15 protein-coding genes are annotated in these 17,838 nt (G+C 42.5%); 2 read left to right on the forward strand and 13 right to left on the reverse strand.

Going from position 1 to position 17,838, the window contains the following annotated elements; all coding sequences use genetic code 11:
* Window positions 1-99: 99 nt before the first annotated feature.
* The 6 genes from Q4492_RS00180 to Q4492_RS00205 all read right to left on the reverse strand — a co-directional run bounded on the left by Q4492_RS00180 (window position 100) and on the right by Q4492_RS00205 (window position 7,433).
* Window positions 100-1,365 carry an inorganic phosphate transporter gene (locus Q4492_RS00180; protein ID WP_303415130.1) on the reverse strand — a complete coding sequence of 422 codons (1,266 nt, stop codon included), beginning with the start codon at window positions 1,363-1,365 and terminating at the stop codon, window positions 100-102.
* A 17-nt stretch (window positions 1,366-1,382) separates the two neighbouring features.
* Entirely contained in the window at window positions 1,383-2,066 is a 684-nt protein-coding gene (locus Q4492_RS00185) for a TIGR00153 family protein (protein WP_303415131.1), read from the reverse strand.
* Window positions 2,067-2,319: 253 nt separating this feature from the next.
* Entirely contained in the window at window positions 2,320-2,817 is a 498-nt protein-coding gene (locus Q4492_RS00190) for a GNAT family N-acetyltransferase (RefSeq protein ID WP_303415133.1), read from the reverse strand.
* A 175-nt stretch (window positions 2,818-2,992) separates the two neighbouring features.
* The gene (gene raiA, locus Q4492_RS00195) at window positions 2,993-3,367 is read right to left on the reverse strand and encodes a ribosome-associated translation inhibitor RaiA (protein ID WP_303415134.1); all 375 of its coding nucleotides are present in this window, start codon (window positions 3,365-3,367) and stop codon (window positions 2,993-2,995) included.
* A gap of 164 nt (window positions 3,368-3,531) precedes the next feature.
* Window positions 3,532-4,404 carry a DMT family transporter gene (locus Q4492_RS00200; protein WP_303415136.1) on the reverse strand — a complete coding sequence of 291 codons (873 nt, stop codon included), beginning with the start codon at window positions 4,402-4,404 and terminating at the stop codon, window positions 3,532-3,534.
* A gap of 107 nt (window positions 4,405-4,511) precedes the next feature.
* A complete protein-coding gene (locus tag Q4492_RS00205) occupies window positions 4,512-7,433 on the reverse strand; it encodes an insulinase family protein (RefSeq protein ID WP_303415137.1) in 2,922 nt (973 codons plus the stop codon).
* Window positions 7,434-7,837: 404 nt separating this feature from the next.
* Between Q4492_RS00205 and Q4492_RS00210 the strand changes: the two genes are divergently transcribed.
* On the forward strand, window positions 7,838-8,374 hold the full coding sequence (locus tag Q4492_RS00210; RefSeq protein ID WP_303415138.1) for a phasin family protein: 537 nt from the start codon (window positions 7,838-7,840) through the stop codon (window positions 8,372-8,374).
* Between the two features lie 226 nt (window positions 8,375-8,600).
* On the opposite strand, the gene Q4492_RS00215 is transcribed toward Q4492_RS00210, so the two are convergent.
* The 6 genes from Q4492_RS00215 to Q4492_RS00240 form a co-directional block, all read right to left on the reverse strand.
* Window positions 8,601-9,062, reverse strand: coding sequence for a DUF2235 domain-containing protein (locus Q4492_RS00215; RefSeq protein WP_303415139.1), 462 nt, complete (start codon window positions 9,060-9,062; stop codon window positions 8,601-8,603).
* Window positions 9,063-9,086: 24 nt separating this feature from the next.
* Entirely contained in the window at window positions 9,087-9,944 is an 858-nt protein-coding gene (locus Q4492_RS00220) for a hypothetical protein (RefSeq protein ID WP_303415141.1), read from the reverse strand.
* Window positions 9,934-11,382 (reverse strand): HlyD family type I secretion periplasmic adaptor subunit, encoded by a 1,449-nt coding sequence (locus Q4492_RS00225; protein WP_303415143.1) that lies wholly within the window; start codon window positions 11,380-11,382, stop codon window positions 9,934-9,936. The genes Q4492_RS00220 and Q4492_RS00225 overlap by 11 nt, the downstream gene beginning before the upstream one ends.
* A 49-nt stretch (window positions 11,383-11,431) precedes the next feature.
* Complete coding sequence (locus Q4492_RS00230) at window positions 11,432-13,426, reverse strand: type I secretion system permease/ATPase (protein ID WP_303415144.1); 1,995 nt, start codon at window positions 13,424-13,426, stop codon at window positions 11,432-11,434.
* Complete coding sequence (locus Q4492_RS00235) at window positions 13,389-13,682, reverse strand: cysteine peptidase family C39 domain-containing protein (RefSeq protein WP_303415145.1); 294 nt, start codon at window positions 13,680-13,682, stop codon at window positions 13,389-13,391. Before Q4492_RS00235 ends, Q4492_RS00230 begins: the two co-directional genes overlap by 38 nt.
* A 93-nt stretch (window positions 13,683-13,775) precedes the next feature.
* Window positions 13,776-15,002 carry a UbiH/UbiF/VisC/COQ6 family ubiquinone biosynthesis hydroxylase gene (locus tag Q4492_RS00240; RefSeq protein WP_303415714.1) on the reverse strand — a complete coding sequence of 409 codons (1,227 nt, stop codon included), beginning with the start codon at window positions 15,000-15,002 and terminating at the stop codon, window positions 13,776-13,778.
* A 227-nt stretch (window positions 15,003-15,229) separates the two neighbouring features.
* Between Q4492_RS00240 and dbpA the strand changes: the two genes are divergently transcribed.
* The gene (gene dbpA, locus Q4492_RS00245; protein ID WP_303415146.1) at window positions 15,230-16,606 is read left to right on the forward strand and encodes an ATP-dependent RNA helicase DbpA; all 1,377 of its coding nucleotides are present in this window, start codon (window positions 15,230-15,232) and stop codon (window positions 16,604-16,606) included.
* Here dbpA and Q4492_RS00250 read toward each other — a convergent pair.
* Entirely contained in the window at window positions 16,603-17,697 is a 1,095-nt protein-coding gene (locus Q4492_RS00250) for a DUF3524 domain-containing protein (protein WP_303415148.1), read from the reverse strand. The two genes, dbpA and Q4492_RS00250, sit on opposite strands and share 4 nt — an antisense overlap.
* Between the last annotated feature and the right edge of the window lie 141 nt (window positions 17,698-17,838).

Genomic DNA, 17,838 nt, shown 5'->3' on the forward strand with positions numbered 1-17,838 from the left:
ATTAATATGATCTTTTTGTGATCTTTTTTTTCAAACCTTAATCAAAAAAAAGCCCTGTAGCGACTAAGTTACAGGGCTTTATTAAATCTGGTTATACCTTTAGCTAAATATACCTTTAAACATAAAGAAGAACATAATAGCCAAAGCAGCGCCTGCGGGAAGTGTAACAACCCAAGACACAAAGATCGTACCTACAATCCGCATATTTAACGCGGCCATACCTCGCGCTAAACCAACACCTAAAACAGCCCCTACTAAAGTATGCGTAGTTGAGATAGGCAATCCCGTACCTGAAGCGAATACAACGGTTGTTGCAGCTGCTAGAGTGGCAGCAAAACCACGACTTGGCGTTAATTCAGTGATATTACTACCGACTGTTGCAATAACCTTATGGCCATACATAATTAGCCCTGCAACAATACCTGCACCACCCAATAGCAAGATCCATACAGGCATGGCCGTTTTCTGTGCCACCTCCCCCCCTGCAGCAACAACCCCAACGACCGCAGCCAAAGGACCAACCGCATTGGCAACATCATTAGAACCATGAGCAAATGCCATAGCACAGGCCGTAAACATCATCAAAATACCAAACAGCTTCTCAACACTCGCAAAGTGATGGTCACGATCAGCTTCTGGGTCAGGTTGAATGTTTTTCTGCATCTGTATGCCGATTAACATCACGACAACCCCAATACCTAATGATGCCAGCGCGCTCTCAGTCCAACTAAAATCAAGCCCTACATGTTTCAGGCCTTTAGTGAAGGTCACCATAGAGACCATAAATCCGACTAGGAAAGTATAAAAAGGGATATATTTTTTAGCATTTGTAAAAGGATCTTTTGTATCTAGAACTAAGCGTTGCACACTCCTAAACAGGAAGAAGGCAATCAAACCCGCGGTAACCGGTGAAACAACCCAACTTGCGACAATCTTAGTGACCTTACCCCAGTTAACCGCATCAACAGAGATACCCACTGCAGCAAAACCAACGATGGCACCTACAATCGAATGGGTTGTGGAAACGGGCCAGCCAAAATGCGTTGCAACCAGTAACCAGATACCCGCAGCTAAAAGCGCTGAAAGCATACCAAACACCAGTAACTCGGGTGTTCCTGCTAATAGACCGGGGTCGATAATACCTTTACGAATTGTTGCCGTAACGGCGCCACCGGCTAAATAAGCACCCAAAAACTCAAACATAATCGCGATCATAATCGCTTGTTTAAGTGTTAACGCCCTTGAACCTACCGAAGTACCCATTGCATTGGCAACATCATTTGCACCAACACCCCAAGCCATAAAGAAACCAAATACGCATGCAAGAATAACGATTATGTCGCCGTACTGAGCAATAATTTCCATTCTAATAACCTACCGAATTAACGAGCGACGAGTAGCTGCAAGCGGCTACCGACTTGTTGAGCACGATCAGCTAGATCACCTATCAAAGTAATCACCTGATATAAAAACATGACATCAATTGGCGGTAACTCTTTCTCAACACTGAATAACTTTGCACGAATATCTCTCTCGTGCTCATCAGTACGGTGCTCCAACGCATCTAATTGATCTAACATCTTCTCAATCACATTGATTTCATGGCCACCAAAACCGCTATTGACCAGTTCATCAAGTTCATTAAGTGCTGTTAGTGCCTGATCTGATGTTTCAAGCGCAACTCGAACATACTCCGTCATATCCGACTGTATAATTGCAGGAACAGACATTTCTCGGCCAAGCATTAGGCCTGAGATATCTTTAGCCCTATTAGCAATCTTGTCCTGCATTCTTAAAACTTCTAATAGATCTGTGCGAGGCACCGGTAGGAAAATGCTTTTCGGTAGATTCTGGCGAATCTCTTTTTTCATTGCATCAGCATCGCCTTCAAGTATGGCGATCTTTCTTTGAATTTTTTTAGCCTCTTCCCAATCATCAGCCATTACAGCTTCAAAAAAAGGAATTAGCTCTATCGCACATTCTTGCGCTTTAGCGATGTGTTCCTGCATAGGTTTGAACGGCGAACGCGCAAACATCTGCAAAAATGGATTATTGGTGGAGACCATACAACGCACCCTAATGAGTCGAAAAAACATTTTTGAGCAGAAAAAACAAAATGCTCAGGCGCGCGAATTATGACGGATTTGTTACGCTGAGTAATTACAGTTTTGTGACAATTTGGCAATTAATTGACAAAAAAATGATTTTTTTTGATTTCACACACACAGCTGATATACATAGCCCATAACTTGCATTCGCAAAGCATACCAATGTATATACATAAGCTTATTTACCTAGAGTCTCACAAATTAGTGCTGCTCAATTCAAAAAAGTGGCCGCAATACATTCATACTGACGAAATCCCTGCTTGAGCCAAAAAGAAGCAGCGATACTATTATCAGGATGCCAACCAACTTGCACAGAGGTCGCTCCCTGTGCCAGCAACCACTCCTTTGCGTACTTAACCAAGGCGGTACCAATTTGATGGCGGCGCATGAGAGGATTAACCCAAAGATTAAAAAGAACCCCGCTCTCTGGTTGATCATATCCCCGCTGCGTGTTTTGAATAACGGCTATCGTGCCGCATATTTCATTATTTTTATTAACAGCAACACACACTTCGGCCTCATCTTTAGCTAAACACCCCTGTAATGTGCTTTTAAGATGAACTCTCTGTTCATCCAATAGCGGTTTGCCAAAGGGATTGAAGTGATAACTCGGTAGTTCACAGATTAAGTGTTCCCACATAGGATAAACAATATCCCATTCATCTGCTTTTACACTTAACACTTTAATATCAGACGAGATTGAATTCACGGCAAAACACCTTCATAAATAACTATGTGTGGATTTCAAAATTAAGCCCTTATATAAAGCTTACAAAGTCACAATAGCTAGGGAATACAATAAAGGATTTTCTAAGCACTTTAAATTTAGATCTAGATACAAAAATGCCCAGCTTAAGCTGGGCATTCTCTCTAGATAACTGATCTTATTGAACGAGTGTCATCTCTTCTTCATCATAATCTTCATCAAAAGTTTCGGCGTCAGCAGACTCTGTTGCAGGTTTCTGCACACCTTTCTTGTTAACATTTTTCTGATGAATTTTATCTAGCTGGCGATCAATTTTATCCGCTAGAGTATCAAGTGCTGCATATAAATTATCAGCGCTCGCTTTAGCAAATATATCTTTGCCCGCAATATGAATAGTCGCTTCTGCTAACTCCTCTCGATCATTTTTTTCCAAAATAACATGGGCGCTAGTAATAACTTCATAACGCTCCTGACTGTTGTTTAGCCACGCTTCTACTTTATCTTTCATATTGTCAGAAACTTTAGCATTGCGGTGAGTGATTTTAATGTTCATATGTAAATCCTTAATGCAATGTTGCTATTAGGGGACTCAATTAAACTGCTTTTCAACATCCCCTCTACACTTACAGTAGTACCACTCCCACAGAGGATTACAAGCACTTTATTTACATCTAGATAAAATAATTAATCTCTTCAAAAAAATTGAGCATTCTCTGTTCAATTATCCGCTTTTGATTGTTTATTTTTGCGAGAAACCGCTGAAAGAACACCTGCGCTAATAATTAAAACGACACCAATAATGCTATTTAGATCAAGCACCTCTTGCCAAAACAGCCAACCAAAGAGAGCTGCGAACACAACCGATGAGTATGTATAAGGCCCTAACTGACCAGCGGGCGCTAATCCGTAGCCTTTACTCAATAATAACTGGGCAATGGTTGAGGTTATAGCAACACAAAGGAGCCACCCACAAGCGGCCAATGAGGGCGTTACCCAATTAAGCATCGCAGGAACAAACGCCAACACTGTACTAAAAAATGCAAAATAGAAAACAACCTGCTGCGGAGATTCACTGATACTCATCCGGCGGACAATCACTTTTGCCAATGCGCCTAACATGGCACCAAACAGGGCAATTAACACAGCGATATTAATCGTTTGGTCGGTAGGATTTAAAATAAGAAAGACACCGCAAAAACCAATAAAAATAGCAATTTTAACCCTGTTACCAATACGCTCCCCTAGCCAGAAAAAAGCAATCAAAGGCACAAAGAAAGGCGCGGTTTGTTTGATAAGGGCAGCTTCGGCCAAAGGTAAATTTCCCCATGCATAATACAAACACATCATTGCGGTAACGCCGACTGCTGCACGGGCAAAATGTAAATGTACATTTTGAGTATAAATGCGACGTAGACCGACACTATATAACCAAGGAAGTAAAAGTAACAATGCAAAAAGGTTACGCGCAAGGACAATTACTTCGGTTGGTAACTCACCACTTAATTGTTTAATGAGCATCCCTGAGAGCACTAAAAAAAACTCCGACAGGATAATCAGTAGCGCTCCACGATAAAGCGGATTGGTAGACATATATATGGCCAAACAAAAAAGCCCCTGTATTTAGGGGCTGTAGGTAATGTAATCACTTAACGAGCGTCAGCCACTTAATTTATCAATATGGCACTTACGCCGCGCCGTTAAACCTCGATGATCTCAAAGTCAGATCCAAGCGTCTCTGCCTGGGCTTGGCTAGTAACAACCGCTACACTTGCTTCAGCATTTAGCAAATAGGTTTCTGCAACACGTTGCAGATCATCAATAGTCACCTGCAATATGCGTGAGCGCACTTTACGGCGCTGTTCTGGCGTACGACCAAACAAACTACTATGGTAGGCCTGCTTAGCTTCTCCGGCTGGAGAGCCGGGCTTATCGATAGAACTAACCACACCTAGAATCGCTTCTTCCAGTCGCTGCTCATCGTGTTCACTGTCTAACAGCCATTTTATTGAAGCATCAAAATCATCCAAGGTTTCGGTTAAACGAGGATCACGGTATGAGAAAAACCTAAAAGCGGCATCTCCGGAATCCTGACCTGCACCCGAACCATAAGCACCACCACGCTCACGAATAGCTCTATGTAAAAAGCCATTGCGTAAAAAGTCACCGAGTACAGTCAACGCAGCTGCATCGGGGTGCTCAACGGGCACTGTAGCAAAAGCTTTTGCACAAAAGCTAACTTGTGTACTCGTCACCCAGGCCTGCTTAACCTTCTCTCTCAAGGCTGGCAAACTAAACAGCTCAGTAGGTTCATCAGCTAATGACTGCCAGCTACTTTCTAAATAGTCTTGCAGCTGATTTTGATGCTCCTCTTCAGCCACCATTAAAAACTGCTTTGGTGCTTGTGCAATTTTTTGATGTAACTGCTCTAAGCGTTCAGCAAGAGACTTAAGTGCAGACTCCTGTTTTAAGTCATCATCTAGGGTCTTGTAAAAAAGTATAGACTCAAGTCCTTTTGTTGCTTGGGCAAGCGCCGCAGCGGGACTCATTTTAGAGGTAGCAGCCATCATCGCTAAAGCATGTCCATGGCCGGTAATGCCTTGTTCTTTACGTGTTCGCTGCTGTGACACGACCTCTTTAATTCGTGCTAACTCATCAAATCGAGCGCAAGCTAAAGTCTCTTTCAGAAGATCAGTCAGCTGCGTCTGTTTAGAAACAAGCGCTTTACCTGATAAGGTAAAATAGCCGTTCACATTTTGTTCGTCGTCAGGCATACCTCGCACAGATGCAAAAGCATGAATTCCACCCGTTACTTCTGTTTGATACTGCTGGTTTTCTTGATAACTACGTTCACCACAACCCAGCTCTGTAAGCAGATGGCTGTATAAAGGTAATAGATGCTGCTCCTCCTGATCTAACGCAGGAAGTTGAATAATCACCTGTTGATAAACTAACCCGTTCGTTGCTCTATCAAAGCGCACATAAGGTAATTTAGAGGCTACATCTGTCGGTTCAGGCACTGACATATCATCAGGTACATCCGCTAATGTAACTTTAGGCAAAATAGACTCATCATCTTCATGATTCTGTCTTGCTTCAAGGGCAGCAGCACGATCAATAATTTGCTGTTTTTCAGCCTCACTTAGGCTCGCTTTAATCTTATTAAGCTGCGCTTTTTCAGCCGAATCTCGTTTCACAGCCAATTGATTATCAGGGCGCAAGGTTAAACGTACACGGTGCGGATTGTCTAATAGATCTTTAACCATTCCTTTAATGAAATTAGGATCTTTAATCTCTTCACGAAGCTTATCTAAAACTGGATCAAGATTAAGTAAAGCGATTGGATCACCACGATTGATAGCTGCGCCTAAAGAAGCCATTAACAAGCTCATACCATAAGGATAGCCATCACCATTAATCTCTCTTTGATGAAGCTCCAACTGATGCAACTGAGCTTCCAACATTGCGATCGGCACACCGTTCTCTGCAACTTCAGCTAATACATTTAAGACTAAAGCTTCAAACGCATCTGCATCTTGCGGCTCACTGCCTTCTAGACCACACATAAAACTCATTTCACGATTAGAGTCTTCTAAACCGCATAAGGGTGAAGGGGCACTGCCCAGATCCGTTGTTTCTAGAGCAAAGCGCAAAGGAGAAGCGCTATTATCTAAAAGCACTCTAGACATAAGATGCGCTTTCAGCTGCGCTTCCAAGTCATTGGACTGACCTAATAACCAAGCCAGAACATGATGCGTTTTACCTGTTGTATCCTCTTGATCTAACTCATACCCCTCTTCTACACGTAAGGGTGAGAAATAACGTTTTTCATCATGTATCTCAATCGTCTCATCTAGTTTTTCAAACCGAGAGAGCGCCTTATCTTCAATAACAGCCTGTAGATCCGCAGCTGGAATATCACCAAAGGTCATGATAACCGCATTACTCGGGTGGTAATGGGTTTTATAGAATGCTAGCAGTTCATCATAAGTAAGATCAGGGATACTTTCCGGCTCTCCCCCACTGTTATGATGATAGGTCGTGGTCGGAAATAGGTATTTTGTCACTGATTGCCATAAACGAGAAACCGGCGAGCTCATCGCCCCTTTCATCTCATTAAACACAACACCTTTATATTCTAAATTCGATTCAGCATTGTTAGGTTCAGAAAACTCGACACGATGCCCCTCTTGCTCAAAATCCAATTGATCTAAGCGACTAAAGAAAACAGCATCAAGGTATACATCTAATAGATTATAAAAGTCTTTACGGTTTTGACTTGCAAAAGGATAAGCCGTCCAGTCACTACTCGTCATAGCATTCATAAAAGTATTTAGAGAGCGCCGTGTCATCATAAAAAATGGGTCACGTACAGGAAAACGCTCACTGCCACACAAAGCGGTATGCTCCAAGATGTGTGCAACACCTTTAGAATCTTCTGGAACTGTACGCAAGCCAACTAAGAAAACATTTTCAGTATGGTCAGCTGCTATATGGTAATGCGCAAGCCCCGTTTTGGTATGACGATACTCTGTAACATCAATCCCGAGTGATTCTATTATTTCTGTACGGATAAATTCGAAAGTCTTATGCGGGGTTGGAGCAGTCTGAATAATTGTCATGAAAAAAATTGATCCCGTTACTGACAAGCTTAAAACCGGTAAAGCATCCTGCTTTGACGCAATAAACACAGCAAACTCTACCCTATTGATTGATTGTAATGACTATTAGCCACGATGAACAACCTTGAACAGCTTAAGTAGGCATAATTCTTCGCCTCTCTTTAATAAACTAAGGTCTAAGAGGGGCGCTAATAGCCATTATAGCAACCAATCACCCCCCACAGAAAAGCACCTTGAATTACCTATCTAATTGTTTATAAAGAGATAAAAATAGAAAGAGCAAAAAACAGTCTTTTTTTGTGCATTGCACAAAAAAATATTTGACAGGTTATTTATTAATCACTATATTGAATACAAATGCTGCAACGCACAAAGTTAATTTTTGATTCTCAGAGGAATTGAACATGTATGATGATCTGATGAAAGACGTCCAGGAAAAAATGCAACCAGCGATTGATGTTGCTGAAGTAAATAAAAAAGCGTTGGAAACTTTGTTTTCCCTTCAGTCTGAATACGTAACAGACTTTGTTGATTCAAGCGTTGCTCAGCTAAAAGCACTTTCAGAAGTTAAAGATGCTAAAGACGCTATTGAGCTTCAGGTTCAATTTTTCAAAAACTTAGAAGTAAAAATGACTTCAGTCGCTGAAAAAGAACTTGCTGCATTAACTACAGCAAAAGAAGAGATCTCTGGAATCGTAGAAAAGAGTCTTTCTGAAATCGGCGAAATGCCTTACGTATCTGATTTCAATAAATTTATAACGGAAGCAACAGAAGCCACAACAAACGCTATATCTGAAGCTACCGCAGCTGTAGTACCTGAAACTGTAGTACCTAAAACTAAAGCCGAGCCTGCTGCAGCAGCCCCAGCAAAGAAAGCTCCTGCGAAAAGAGCACCTGCAAAGCGTAAACCTGCAGCGCCAAAAGCAGCAGCGAAAGAATAGATCGTTCGGGATCACGTTACGATCCCACCTCTCTACTCTGGCTGGTTAATTCAGCCTATATCCTTTGCCGGTCGCCCTGACCGGCTTTTTTTGTGCCTTTCTACCTGTAGCAATTGACCTTTCCCCTAAATTTAAAACCATCGTCTTACCAACGTACTATCATTGCTGCTAAGTAGGAATAAAAAACCCCGTAATTACGGGGTTTTACTCAGAGCCTACATACCTTTCAACTAGTAGATTGCCAGCTTGCAGCCAACACAGGCTGTAACTGGTCCTTCACATTCTGAGGGATCACTTCTCCGGCGCCCGTTGGAGCATCAAATACAATTTCTTTGTCGGGGTGCTGTTCAATGACATTAGAAATTTTTACGAGCATATCCTCCACATGGCTTTTTGCTGTGGTACCAAAAGCCATTTCGGGAAAAGCATCATACTTTTCATCCTTTTGTATATCACCATTAATAATGGCTTTTATCTCTGTATCATCAAACGTCAGCGGATCAGGGACGTCTCCTCTGTATTTCTCAGTACCTACTCCCTCTTCATAAAGCACTTCATAATCTTGATCTTCATAAAGGCTGTACAGTTTTGCAACATTCGTTTGACTACCATCACCTATCTTTTCATCATTCCAAATATTGTTGCCGGTACCGTCAAAAAAAGCGCCTATACGTATAACGTCACTCATGAGTCATCCTTAACTTTTTATTATTCAGTTAAAATAGGTAGTAATTTCATTCTTTATTTTCTGCCAGGGAGAAGGCTCTGGCTTTGGCAAAGTCCTGAAATAATCAGGCAGTACCTCTTTCCCGTTAGCTAATTTACTGTTTTCGTCATCCGCAATCATATTGATGGTCAAGAATTCACTTTTAATCTGATCAGTACCAAATTCCGGATGAGTCACAACTGTTTTTTGGGGGTTAGTAGGAATGAATTTATTCTTACCTTCACCATTTTTTATCTGCATACGACAGACAAGCCCACTACGCCCACGTGTCGAGTAGAACCAAGTCATACAGATATAATTAGTCTCAGTCGCGACTCTAAAATACTTTTTAGATGTGGTCAGTTTCGCTGGATGCTTAGGGCCAGTTACGCCCATAAAACCTCCTCGACTGCCTCGATAAATCGCACGGGCTTTCGGTGTTCTATCCAAAACAATATGTTTTGAATATAAGCTGTTGTCGTAATTTCGTTGCAATACCAACTCAATTCGAGAAAACCGATAACCGCATTCAGTTTCGCTTTCTTCCAGAAAAATAGGGATTTTAATGCGATAGTTTTCTTCTGTTACCGGATAAGCTTTATCCGCTATTCGTACTTTACGACTAGCAGTCGTGGCTTGTTTATATGAACAGGCCTCTGATCTGCTTGTACTTATATAAGATGCTAAAAACGTAGCTTTTAACCTTGGGTCCTTTTTACCTTGGATGGTATAAACAATCGATTCTCCAGTTTTAGACGGATGAGTAGATTGTTGAACCACCTCACTCGCATCCTCCGCTCTAATAGCCGTTGAAAGGAGTAATATGCTTACTAATAAAGAGATATTTGTTGTTTTATCTTTCATCTAAACTCTCACTCTTATACCTAAGCAACGGCGCAGTTATATATTCAATCAACAACCGCTTACCTATCTTAATCTCTGCACTCACACCCATTCCCGGTACTAATTGAACCTCTCGCCCATCTACCATTAAACTATTCTTTGCTAATAAAACTTTGGCTTTATAAATAAGCCCGCGCTTTTCATCTACAGTGGCATCGCTTGAGATCGTTTCGACATGCCCATCGATAATGCCGTATTTGGTAAAGTTGAATGTATGAATTTTTACTTCGACTGTTTGGTTGGTCGTGACAAAGCCGATATCTTTATTCTCTAACCAAGCTTCTACTTCTAACTGCTGATTCTCTGGGACTATTTTCATTAATGTTTGTGCTTCGGTGACTACGCCACCAATGGTATGAATTGCCAGCTCCTGAACGACCCCATTCACAGGGGATGTGAGGATCTGCTTTTTATTCAGGTCATTGGCTTTATTAAGCTCCTGACTGAGACTTAGGTACTCTCTATCGGTTTGTAAGAGTTCCTGTAGGTTTTCACTTCGGGTGCGGGCGATTAAGGCTTGGTTTTGCTGCTCTAATTCATCCAATTGCGCTTTCAACTGGCGGTTTCGTGCTTTGGCGCCGAGCAGGTCTTGTTGCTGTTCAATTCTGAGCTGTTCAAGCTCTAAGTATTGAACCCGAGCAGCCATCTTTTGCTGCATGAGTTTTTTTAATGCACTGACCCGCTGAGTGATCAGCGGCAAGGTGCCTTTGAGCTTATTAGTCAGTGCTATGTTGACCTGTTGTTCTGCCTCTTTATCGATAATCAATTGAAAAAGTCTTGATTGCTCTGCATCAAAACTTTCTTTCTGTTGCTGAAGGAGCAGTGTTTGCTGCAGCTTTTGGTAATCGCTCGCATCCGGCCAAGTTAATGTATCAGTACTTAATGCACGTTGTGGTTCTGATAGTGATTTAGTCTGACTGTCGTCTAAAGAGCGGTGTTGAATGGCCTGTAGATCTAGGTGCTGTTTGAAGTAACTTAAGCGCTGCATATTCAAACGGTTTTGCATGATCTCTTGCTCTAAGCGTTTTTGATTGGCCCCAGTCTGCCCACGATCCAATTCAACAAGCGGCTGTCCCGCTTTTACTAGCTGCCCATCTTGCACCAAAATGGTGGAGACTACCGCTCGCTCAAAGGGCTGTATTAATTTGACTTGTCCGGAGGGAATGATTTTACCTTCGGCGGTGGCAACAATATCTACTTCCCCAACACAAGCCCATACAAGACCTATAGTAAATAAGGCTAGCAGCACATAGGCCGTCACTCGACTAATAGGGTGAGGTGGCTTCTCTTTTATCTCAAGTGCAGCAGGTAAGAAAGCTAACTCTTGACGGGCTAAATCGCTATCTCCCATCCTGTCACGTTCCTGCCAATGTTTAAGAATTTTAGTGATAACTTCCATTGTTTAAAACAATTCCTTGTTTAGTTGCAGTTACTAGCCGTATCACTATCTAAGTGATCACCTGATCACTGCCATTTTTTACTGGCCGTAAAGGTTTACCCACACCATTTTGCATACTATGAAGTTGGTGATAATAGCCCTGCTGTTTTATTAACTCATCATGATTGCCGGTTTCTACAATTCGTCCCTTATCTATCACAATGATTCGGTCGCATTGGCGTACCGTGCTTAAACGGTGGGCAATGATAAATACTGTACGGTTATGACAGATGGCGTGCATATTTTGCTGAATAATGCGTTCAGATTCATAGTCTAAGGCACTGGTTGCTTCGTCAAATAACAAGATACGTGGATTAGTAATCAGCGCACGGGCTATAGCGATACGTTGGCGTTGACCACCTGATAAGTTACAGCCATGCTCACCGACTGAATTATCATAGCCTTCAGGCAGTTCCAGAATAAACTCATGTGCACCTGCAAGTTTTGCTGCTTGAACCACGGCTTCCATCGGAAGGCCGGGGTTTGCCAAAGCGATGTTCTCTCGAATGCTACGGTTGAATAGAAAGTTTTCTTGTAGCACCACACCTATATTGCGACGTAGCCACGCAGTATCAACCATCGCGAGGTCCACACCATCTATCAGTACTCTGCCAGCTTCAGGGACATACATCCGTTGAATTAGCTTGGTGAGAGTGCTTTTTCCTGAACCTGAGCGACCAACAATACCGATCACTTCCCCCGGTTGTACGTTCAAAGATATTTCATTCAGAATACGTGGGCCATCAGGGCGATAGCGGAAATTTAGATGTTCAAATGTAACCTTGCCTTCCAGCTTAGGTAGCGTGCTTCGATTAGGGTTATAACCGGGTTCCGTTGGAGTATTGAGGATATCCCCTAACCGTTTAACAGAAATTCCTGCTTGTTGAAAATCCTGCCATAGCTGCACAAGCTTAAGGATAGGCCCAGATACTCTTCCCGCAATCATATTAAACGCCACTAATTGACCGACGGTTAATTGCCCATCAATGACAAGATGTGCGCCGTACCAAATAATCAGAACGGTGGTTATCTTACTGATAAAACCGGCTATTTGATTAGCCACGTTATTTAAATTCTGGGTTCGGAATGAGGCGGTTACATATTTAGAAAGCTGATCTTCCCATTTACGTTGCATTTGCGGCTCAACCGACATTGACTTTAAAGTCTCCACACCAGTTACCGCTTCTACGAGAAACGCCTGATTCTCAGCGCCGTGCTTAAACTTTTCATCTAATCGGTGACGTAAAATGGGTGTAATAAAGATAGAAAGTGCTATATAAAAAGGGATCGTAAGTAAAACAATTATTGTGAGGGTTGGGCTGTAAAACCACATCACAGCAAAAAAGACGATGGTAAAAAATAGATCGATAACCAGCGTTAATGCTGTACCCGTTATAAAGTTACGGATCGTATCAAGTTCCCGAACACGCGCGACACTTTGCCCCACTTGTCGCGATTCAAAATAAGCAAGCGGGAGTGAAACAAGGTGGTTAAATAACCGAGCGCCTAGTTCGACATCGACTCGGTTGGTGGTATGAGAGAAAACATAATTTCTCAAACCACCCAGTATGGCATCGAATACAGCAATGGCAACAAAGCCAAATGCGAGCACATCCAACGTGGTAAAACCACGATGTACCAGTACTTTGTCCATGATTACTTGAAAAAATAGCGGAGTAGCTAAGGCAAAAAGTTGTAAGAAAAAAGAGATAACAAAAACTTCAACAAAAAACTTTTTGTATTTTAATAAAGCAGGGATAAACCATTTTATATCGAATTCTTTGAAGCTAGTTAATATGCCTTCTCGCTTACTAATAAGAATGGTATCGCCAGACCACATTTCAGAGAGCTCTGATTCACTTAACTGCTCCGGCTTCTGTTTATCGGGGAAAAGAACAAGGACTTTGCTTTCAGGTGGCTGTGGACCTTCTTCACCATTCTCTATGTCTGACAGGTCAACCGAATAGTTAACCTCTGATGCATGAGCAACATTTAGCGAGGACAAAATACTCTCCTGCGTTGGACACTAAAATGGCCGGCAAAACAGCGTTATTCAATTTAGAAAAGGTCAGCGACGATAAGCGAGTTTTGAAACCTAAGGATTTAGCCGCACGAAGAATTTCCGTAGTTCCAAAAGCCTCCCCCGGCACTCCGAACTGATGCTGTATTTGTGGCGCTTCGGCCGGTAGCTGATGAAAACGAGAGATTGCAATTAATGATTGCAAGCCGCTATCTATAGAGGTATCTGCCTGTGATTCCATAACGGGCGACAACGAGTCCTTGTTGAAGTAGCCAAGAATTGTATACTGTTTGAATTAGTAGAACAAACAATGATACTAAGCATACAGAGTTTGTTACGATCGGGTATTTTCTGATCGCGCCAAAGCAGGCAATGGCCCTTCAAGCCCCATAGCAAAGCGCATCACTTTATTTCGAGCAGGACTCACTTTACCCGCAATACCTAAACCTAGATTACGCAGTAGTTTTAATGGACCGCTTTGGTTACTAAAGACACGATAAAACAGATCCATGGTTTGCATCATAATAAGGTTATGTTGACGGCGTTGTTTTTCGTAATCATTCAATACCTCTAGTTCAGTGATATCTTCACCCGTCTTAGCAGCAACAAGCAGTGTTTCAGCGAGTGCAGCAGCGTCTAACAAACCTATGTTAACGCCCTGGCCTGCAAGCGGGTGGATCATATGGGCAGCATCACCTGCTAAGGCAACACCTTCAAGTACATACTGCTGTGCGTGCTGTCGTCTTAATGGAAAAGCACCACGTCCTAAGAGTTGATCTATATTCCCTAAACAGTCAGGAAAGACCGATGTTAATTCAGCCATAAAGCGATCATCAGGCAATGCCATTAACCGTTTTATCTCATCTGGGGTGTTATACCAAACCAGAGATGCGTGATTGCCAGACAATGGTAGAAACGCTAAAGGTCCAGTAGGAGTAAATTGCTGCCAAGTGATATCTTGTTGCGGATAGTGGGTTGTAACTGAGGCAACTAATGCACTTTGCTCATAATCCCACTTATTAACGCCAATACCTGCCGCTGAACGTACCTTTGACTCACCACCATCGGCCGCAACCAGAAGCCTTGCTATAATTTCCCGATCATTATCTAAACGAATGATGCTGCTACCAGGAGAGTAATCAATCTCCTGAATACCTGCAGGGCAGATAAGGTCGATATTATCAAACTGCTGCAAACGCTCTAGCAAAGCTAATTGAATGATACGATTTTCTACAATATGGCCTAGGTAATCACAGCCAATATGATCTGAAACGAACTCTGTAGCAGCCTTCTCTTCACTCGCCTCCCACACTTTCATACGACGATAAGGACAACTACGGCGCGATAATATACCTTCCCAGACTCCAACCTTCTGTAAGATATTTTGAGACGCTACACTAATAGCTGAAACACGTAGATCGTGTGGCTGCTCACTATCAAACTCCGCAGGGTAGTGATTTTCAAGAACCGCCACAGATAGATTACTACCACCTAAGGCACAAGCGATTGTCGCACCAACCATGCCACCGCCTACTATCACAACGTCATATCGAGTCTTCATCTTTTCTACCAAATCATCGTTAAATGCAGACACGAGTATACGCAAAAAAAATACTGACTTCTTGAAAAGGAGCCGGAAAATAATGAATCTTCTAAGCTATCCCTTTTTCACCTCAAGCTTTATAAATAATTCTGTCCTTAAAGACGATTTACGACGCTTTTTTCTCCGAAGCAGACGAATTTGATTTATAATCCACTTATCTTTAATTCTTTCCAAATGAGCTTACTGTGTCCAATACCCCTTTCTCCAGTTTAGACCTGCCCCAATCGATGCTTGCCAACTTAGATAGCTTGGGTTATCAACATATGACCGCAATTCAAGAGCAAGCACTACCAGAACTTCTTGCCGGTAAGGATCTAATAGCCAAAGCCAAGACTGGCAGTGGTAAAACAGCTGTTTTCGGTATTGGCACGCTACTAAAACTCAAGACAAAGAACTTTGCCACACAATCACTAGTGCTTTGCCCTACCCGTGAGCTTGCCACCCAAGTCGCTAACGAGTTGCGTAAACTTGCACGCTTTACAGAGAATGTGAAGATTTTAACTTTATGTGGCGGGCAGTCTATCGGGCCACAGATTGGCTCTTTAGAGCATGGTGCTCACATTGTTGTAGGCACGCCAGGACGCATCAAAGATCACCTTCGCAAGAAAACCTTACGCTTAGAGCAAGTCCATACAGTTGTCTTAGATGAAGCCGACCGTATGCTCGATATGGGCTTTGCAGACGATATTAGGGATATCATCTCCCATGCACCCAAAAAGCGCCAAACACTACTCTTCTCTGCGACCTACCCTAAATCAATCGCTAAACTTAGCGCTGATATTCTAGTAGACCCTGTGACAGTTGAAGTTGAATCAACCCATAGCCAAAACCAAATTGAGCAATATTTCTTTGAGATTAACAAAGAAAATAAACTCAATAATCTGACAGATATTATCAGTAACTATCAACCTGAGTTTGCAGTAATTTTCTGTAATATGAAGCAAACCTGTAACGATGTTCAACAACACCTAAAAGCGATGGGCTATAGCGCTAGAGCGATCCACGGCGATTTGGAACAACGAGAGCGTGACCAAGTGCTTATGCAGTTTGCCAATCGCAGCTGTTCATTCTTGATTGCAACGGATGTGGCCGCACGTGGCCTTGATATTGACGAGTTACCCTGTGTAATAAACTATGACATCACCCGCGATGCTGAGGTACACACCCATCGTATTGGCCGTACTGGTCGTGCAGGAAAACAGGGGATCGCCCTCAACCTTTATCAGCCATCAGAAGCCTATAAAGTAGCGGCAATTGAGACATATCTAAAGACTGAATTCAGTGTGACGCCTTTACCTACCGCCAAAGCAGACTTTGTTCCTAGCAAGCCTCCCATGACGACACTTTCTATTGCGGGCGGTAAAAAAGACAAAGTACGCCCAGGCGATATTCTCGGTGCTCTGACCGGTGATGCCGGTATTGATGGCAGCCAAGTCGGTAAGATTAACGTACTAGATTATGTCGCTTACGTTGCTGTTGATGCTAAAGTGGCTCGATCTGCAGTAGAGAGCTTAAATAAAGGCAAAATTAAAGGTCGTAAATTTAATACTCGCCGCCTTTAATTAACCAGATTACCTGATGCAACCTGCTGAATAATACGACGGTAATGGTCCGCCATTACCGTCCAGTTCAAATGAGAGACATCGACACATTCAAGCCCGCTCCCAGCTTTCTTATAATCAATCAATTGCTTTAAAAAAAGCGCAAGCGTCTCAGCCTCGTCCTCTCCACTATAGCGACAGCTTTCAGGGAACAGTTCGGTATAAGCGAGCCTATCAGGGACAACAGGAAGCGCACCTGCAGCCGCACCTTCAAGTACAGCAATACCTTGATAATCATGTAAGGCCGTTGATAGAACCACATCAGATTGCTGTAACAACTGCTGATAAGCCGAGCGCGACTGCATATAGCCCCAATGCCCTATCCTATCAGCCAATAACGCGTTAAGTAGATCGAACTGTTTAGGAATCTTCCGAAACTGCTGACCAACAATATTGAGCGTAAAATCCACATCAAAATCAGATAACAACCGCATGCTATCTAAGAGTAATTGAGGGTTTTTGTCATACTCCCAACGGTGATTCCAAGTAATAGTAAACTCGCCGTTTATAGCAGTACTCGGCAAAAAACTATCATCACTCAAAGGGACAGGCAGCACTGAGGAGCGCTTCCTAATCCTTTCAATTAAACCTAAAGGCACTTGGTCAGGTAATTTAGCCAGTAAAACTGCCGCGCCTTCTAACATTGTCTTCCGATTATACTCACTGTTGAACAAGCAATAATCCGCTGCTAATGCCGTATATAAGTTCAAAATACAGGGTTCTACGCTCTTAAACTCTTTACCTGAACTTGGATAAGCAAATTGATTCTCATGAAAATAAACCAAGGTAGGCGTATTAGCCAAAGAGGGAACAAACCCCCGCAAGGAGGATAAGTCGGTCATCGACGTAGCGATCACTAAATCATACGGCTGGGAGAGTGTTTCATATTCAGAGAAAGCCCAGCTTAAGCTATTCCCTCTCATTCGCCAGCTAAAGTATCGACCCGGTAACTTAAGTACTGTCCATTGATATTCAGATAAGTGTGTGACCAGTCCTTCTCGCCAATAAACATGACTATCAGCATCATAAGCAGACAATAGTAAAATGCGCATAAATAAACTAGCCAACTCCGTTCGTTAAAATGACCGCTGTTAAGTCGTTGGCATTTTACCCCTCCCCCTTTTATTTGCACCCAACCTATAGAGCTAAATGCACCATAAAGTATCAATATACGCGACTTGTTGAAATTTAAT

The organism is Neptuniibacter sp. 1_MG-2023 (genome assembly GCF_030547185.1).
Classification (GTDB): Bacteria; Pseudomonadota; Gammaproteobacteria; order Pseudomonadales; family Balneatricaceae; genus Neptuniibacter.

Coding starts and splice junctions, on each gene's coding strand:
- Q4492_RS00180 (WP_303415130.1), bottom strand. CDS start 1,365: ATGGAAATTATTGCTCAGTACGGCGACATAATCGTTATTCTTGCATGC.
- Q4492_RS00185 (WP_303415131.1), bottom strand. CDS start 2,066: ATGGTCTCCACCAATAATCCATTTTTGCAGATGTTTGCGCGTTCGCCG.
- raiA (WP_303415134.1), bottom strand. CDS start 3,367: ATGAACATTAAAATCACTCACCGCAATGCTAAAGTTTCTGACAATATG.
- Q4492_RS00200 (WP_303415136.1), bottom strand. CDS start 4,404: ATGTCTACCAATCCGCTTTATCGTGGAGCGCTACTGATTATCCTGTCG.
- Q4492_RS00205 (WP_303415137.1), bottom strand. CDS start 7,433: ATGACAATTATTCAGACTGCTCCAACCCCGCATAAGACTTTCGAATTT.
- Q4492_RS00210 (WP_303415138.1), top strand. CDS start 7,838: ATGTATGATGATCTGATGAAAGACGTCCAGGAAAAAATGCAACCAGCG.
- Q4492_RS00215 (WP_303415139.1), bottom strand. CDS start 9,062: ATGAGTGACGTTATACGTATAGGCGCTTTTTTTGACGGTACCGGCAAC.
- Q4492_RS00220 (WP_303415141.1), bottom strand. CDS start 9,944: ATGAAAGATAAAACAACAAATATCTCTTTATTAGTAAGCATATTACTC.
- Q4492_RS00225 (WP_303415143.1), bottom strand. CDS start 11,382: ATGGAAGTTATCACTAAAATTCTTAAACATTGGCAGGAACGTGACAGG.
- Q4492_RS00235 (WP_303415145.1), bottom strand. CDS start 13,682: ATGGAATCACAGGCAGATACCTCTATAGATAGCGGCTTGCAATCATTA.
- Q4492_RS00240 (WP_303415714.1), bottom strand. CDS start 15,002: ATGAAGACTCGATATGACGTTGTGATAGTAGGCGGTGGCATGGTTGGT.
- Q4492_RS00250 (WP_303415148.1), bottom strand. CDS start 17,697: ATGCGCATTTTACTATTGTCTGCTTATGATGCTGATAGTCATGTTTAT.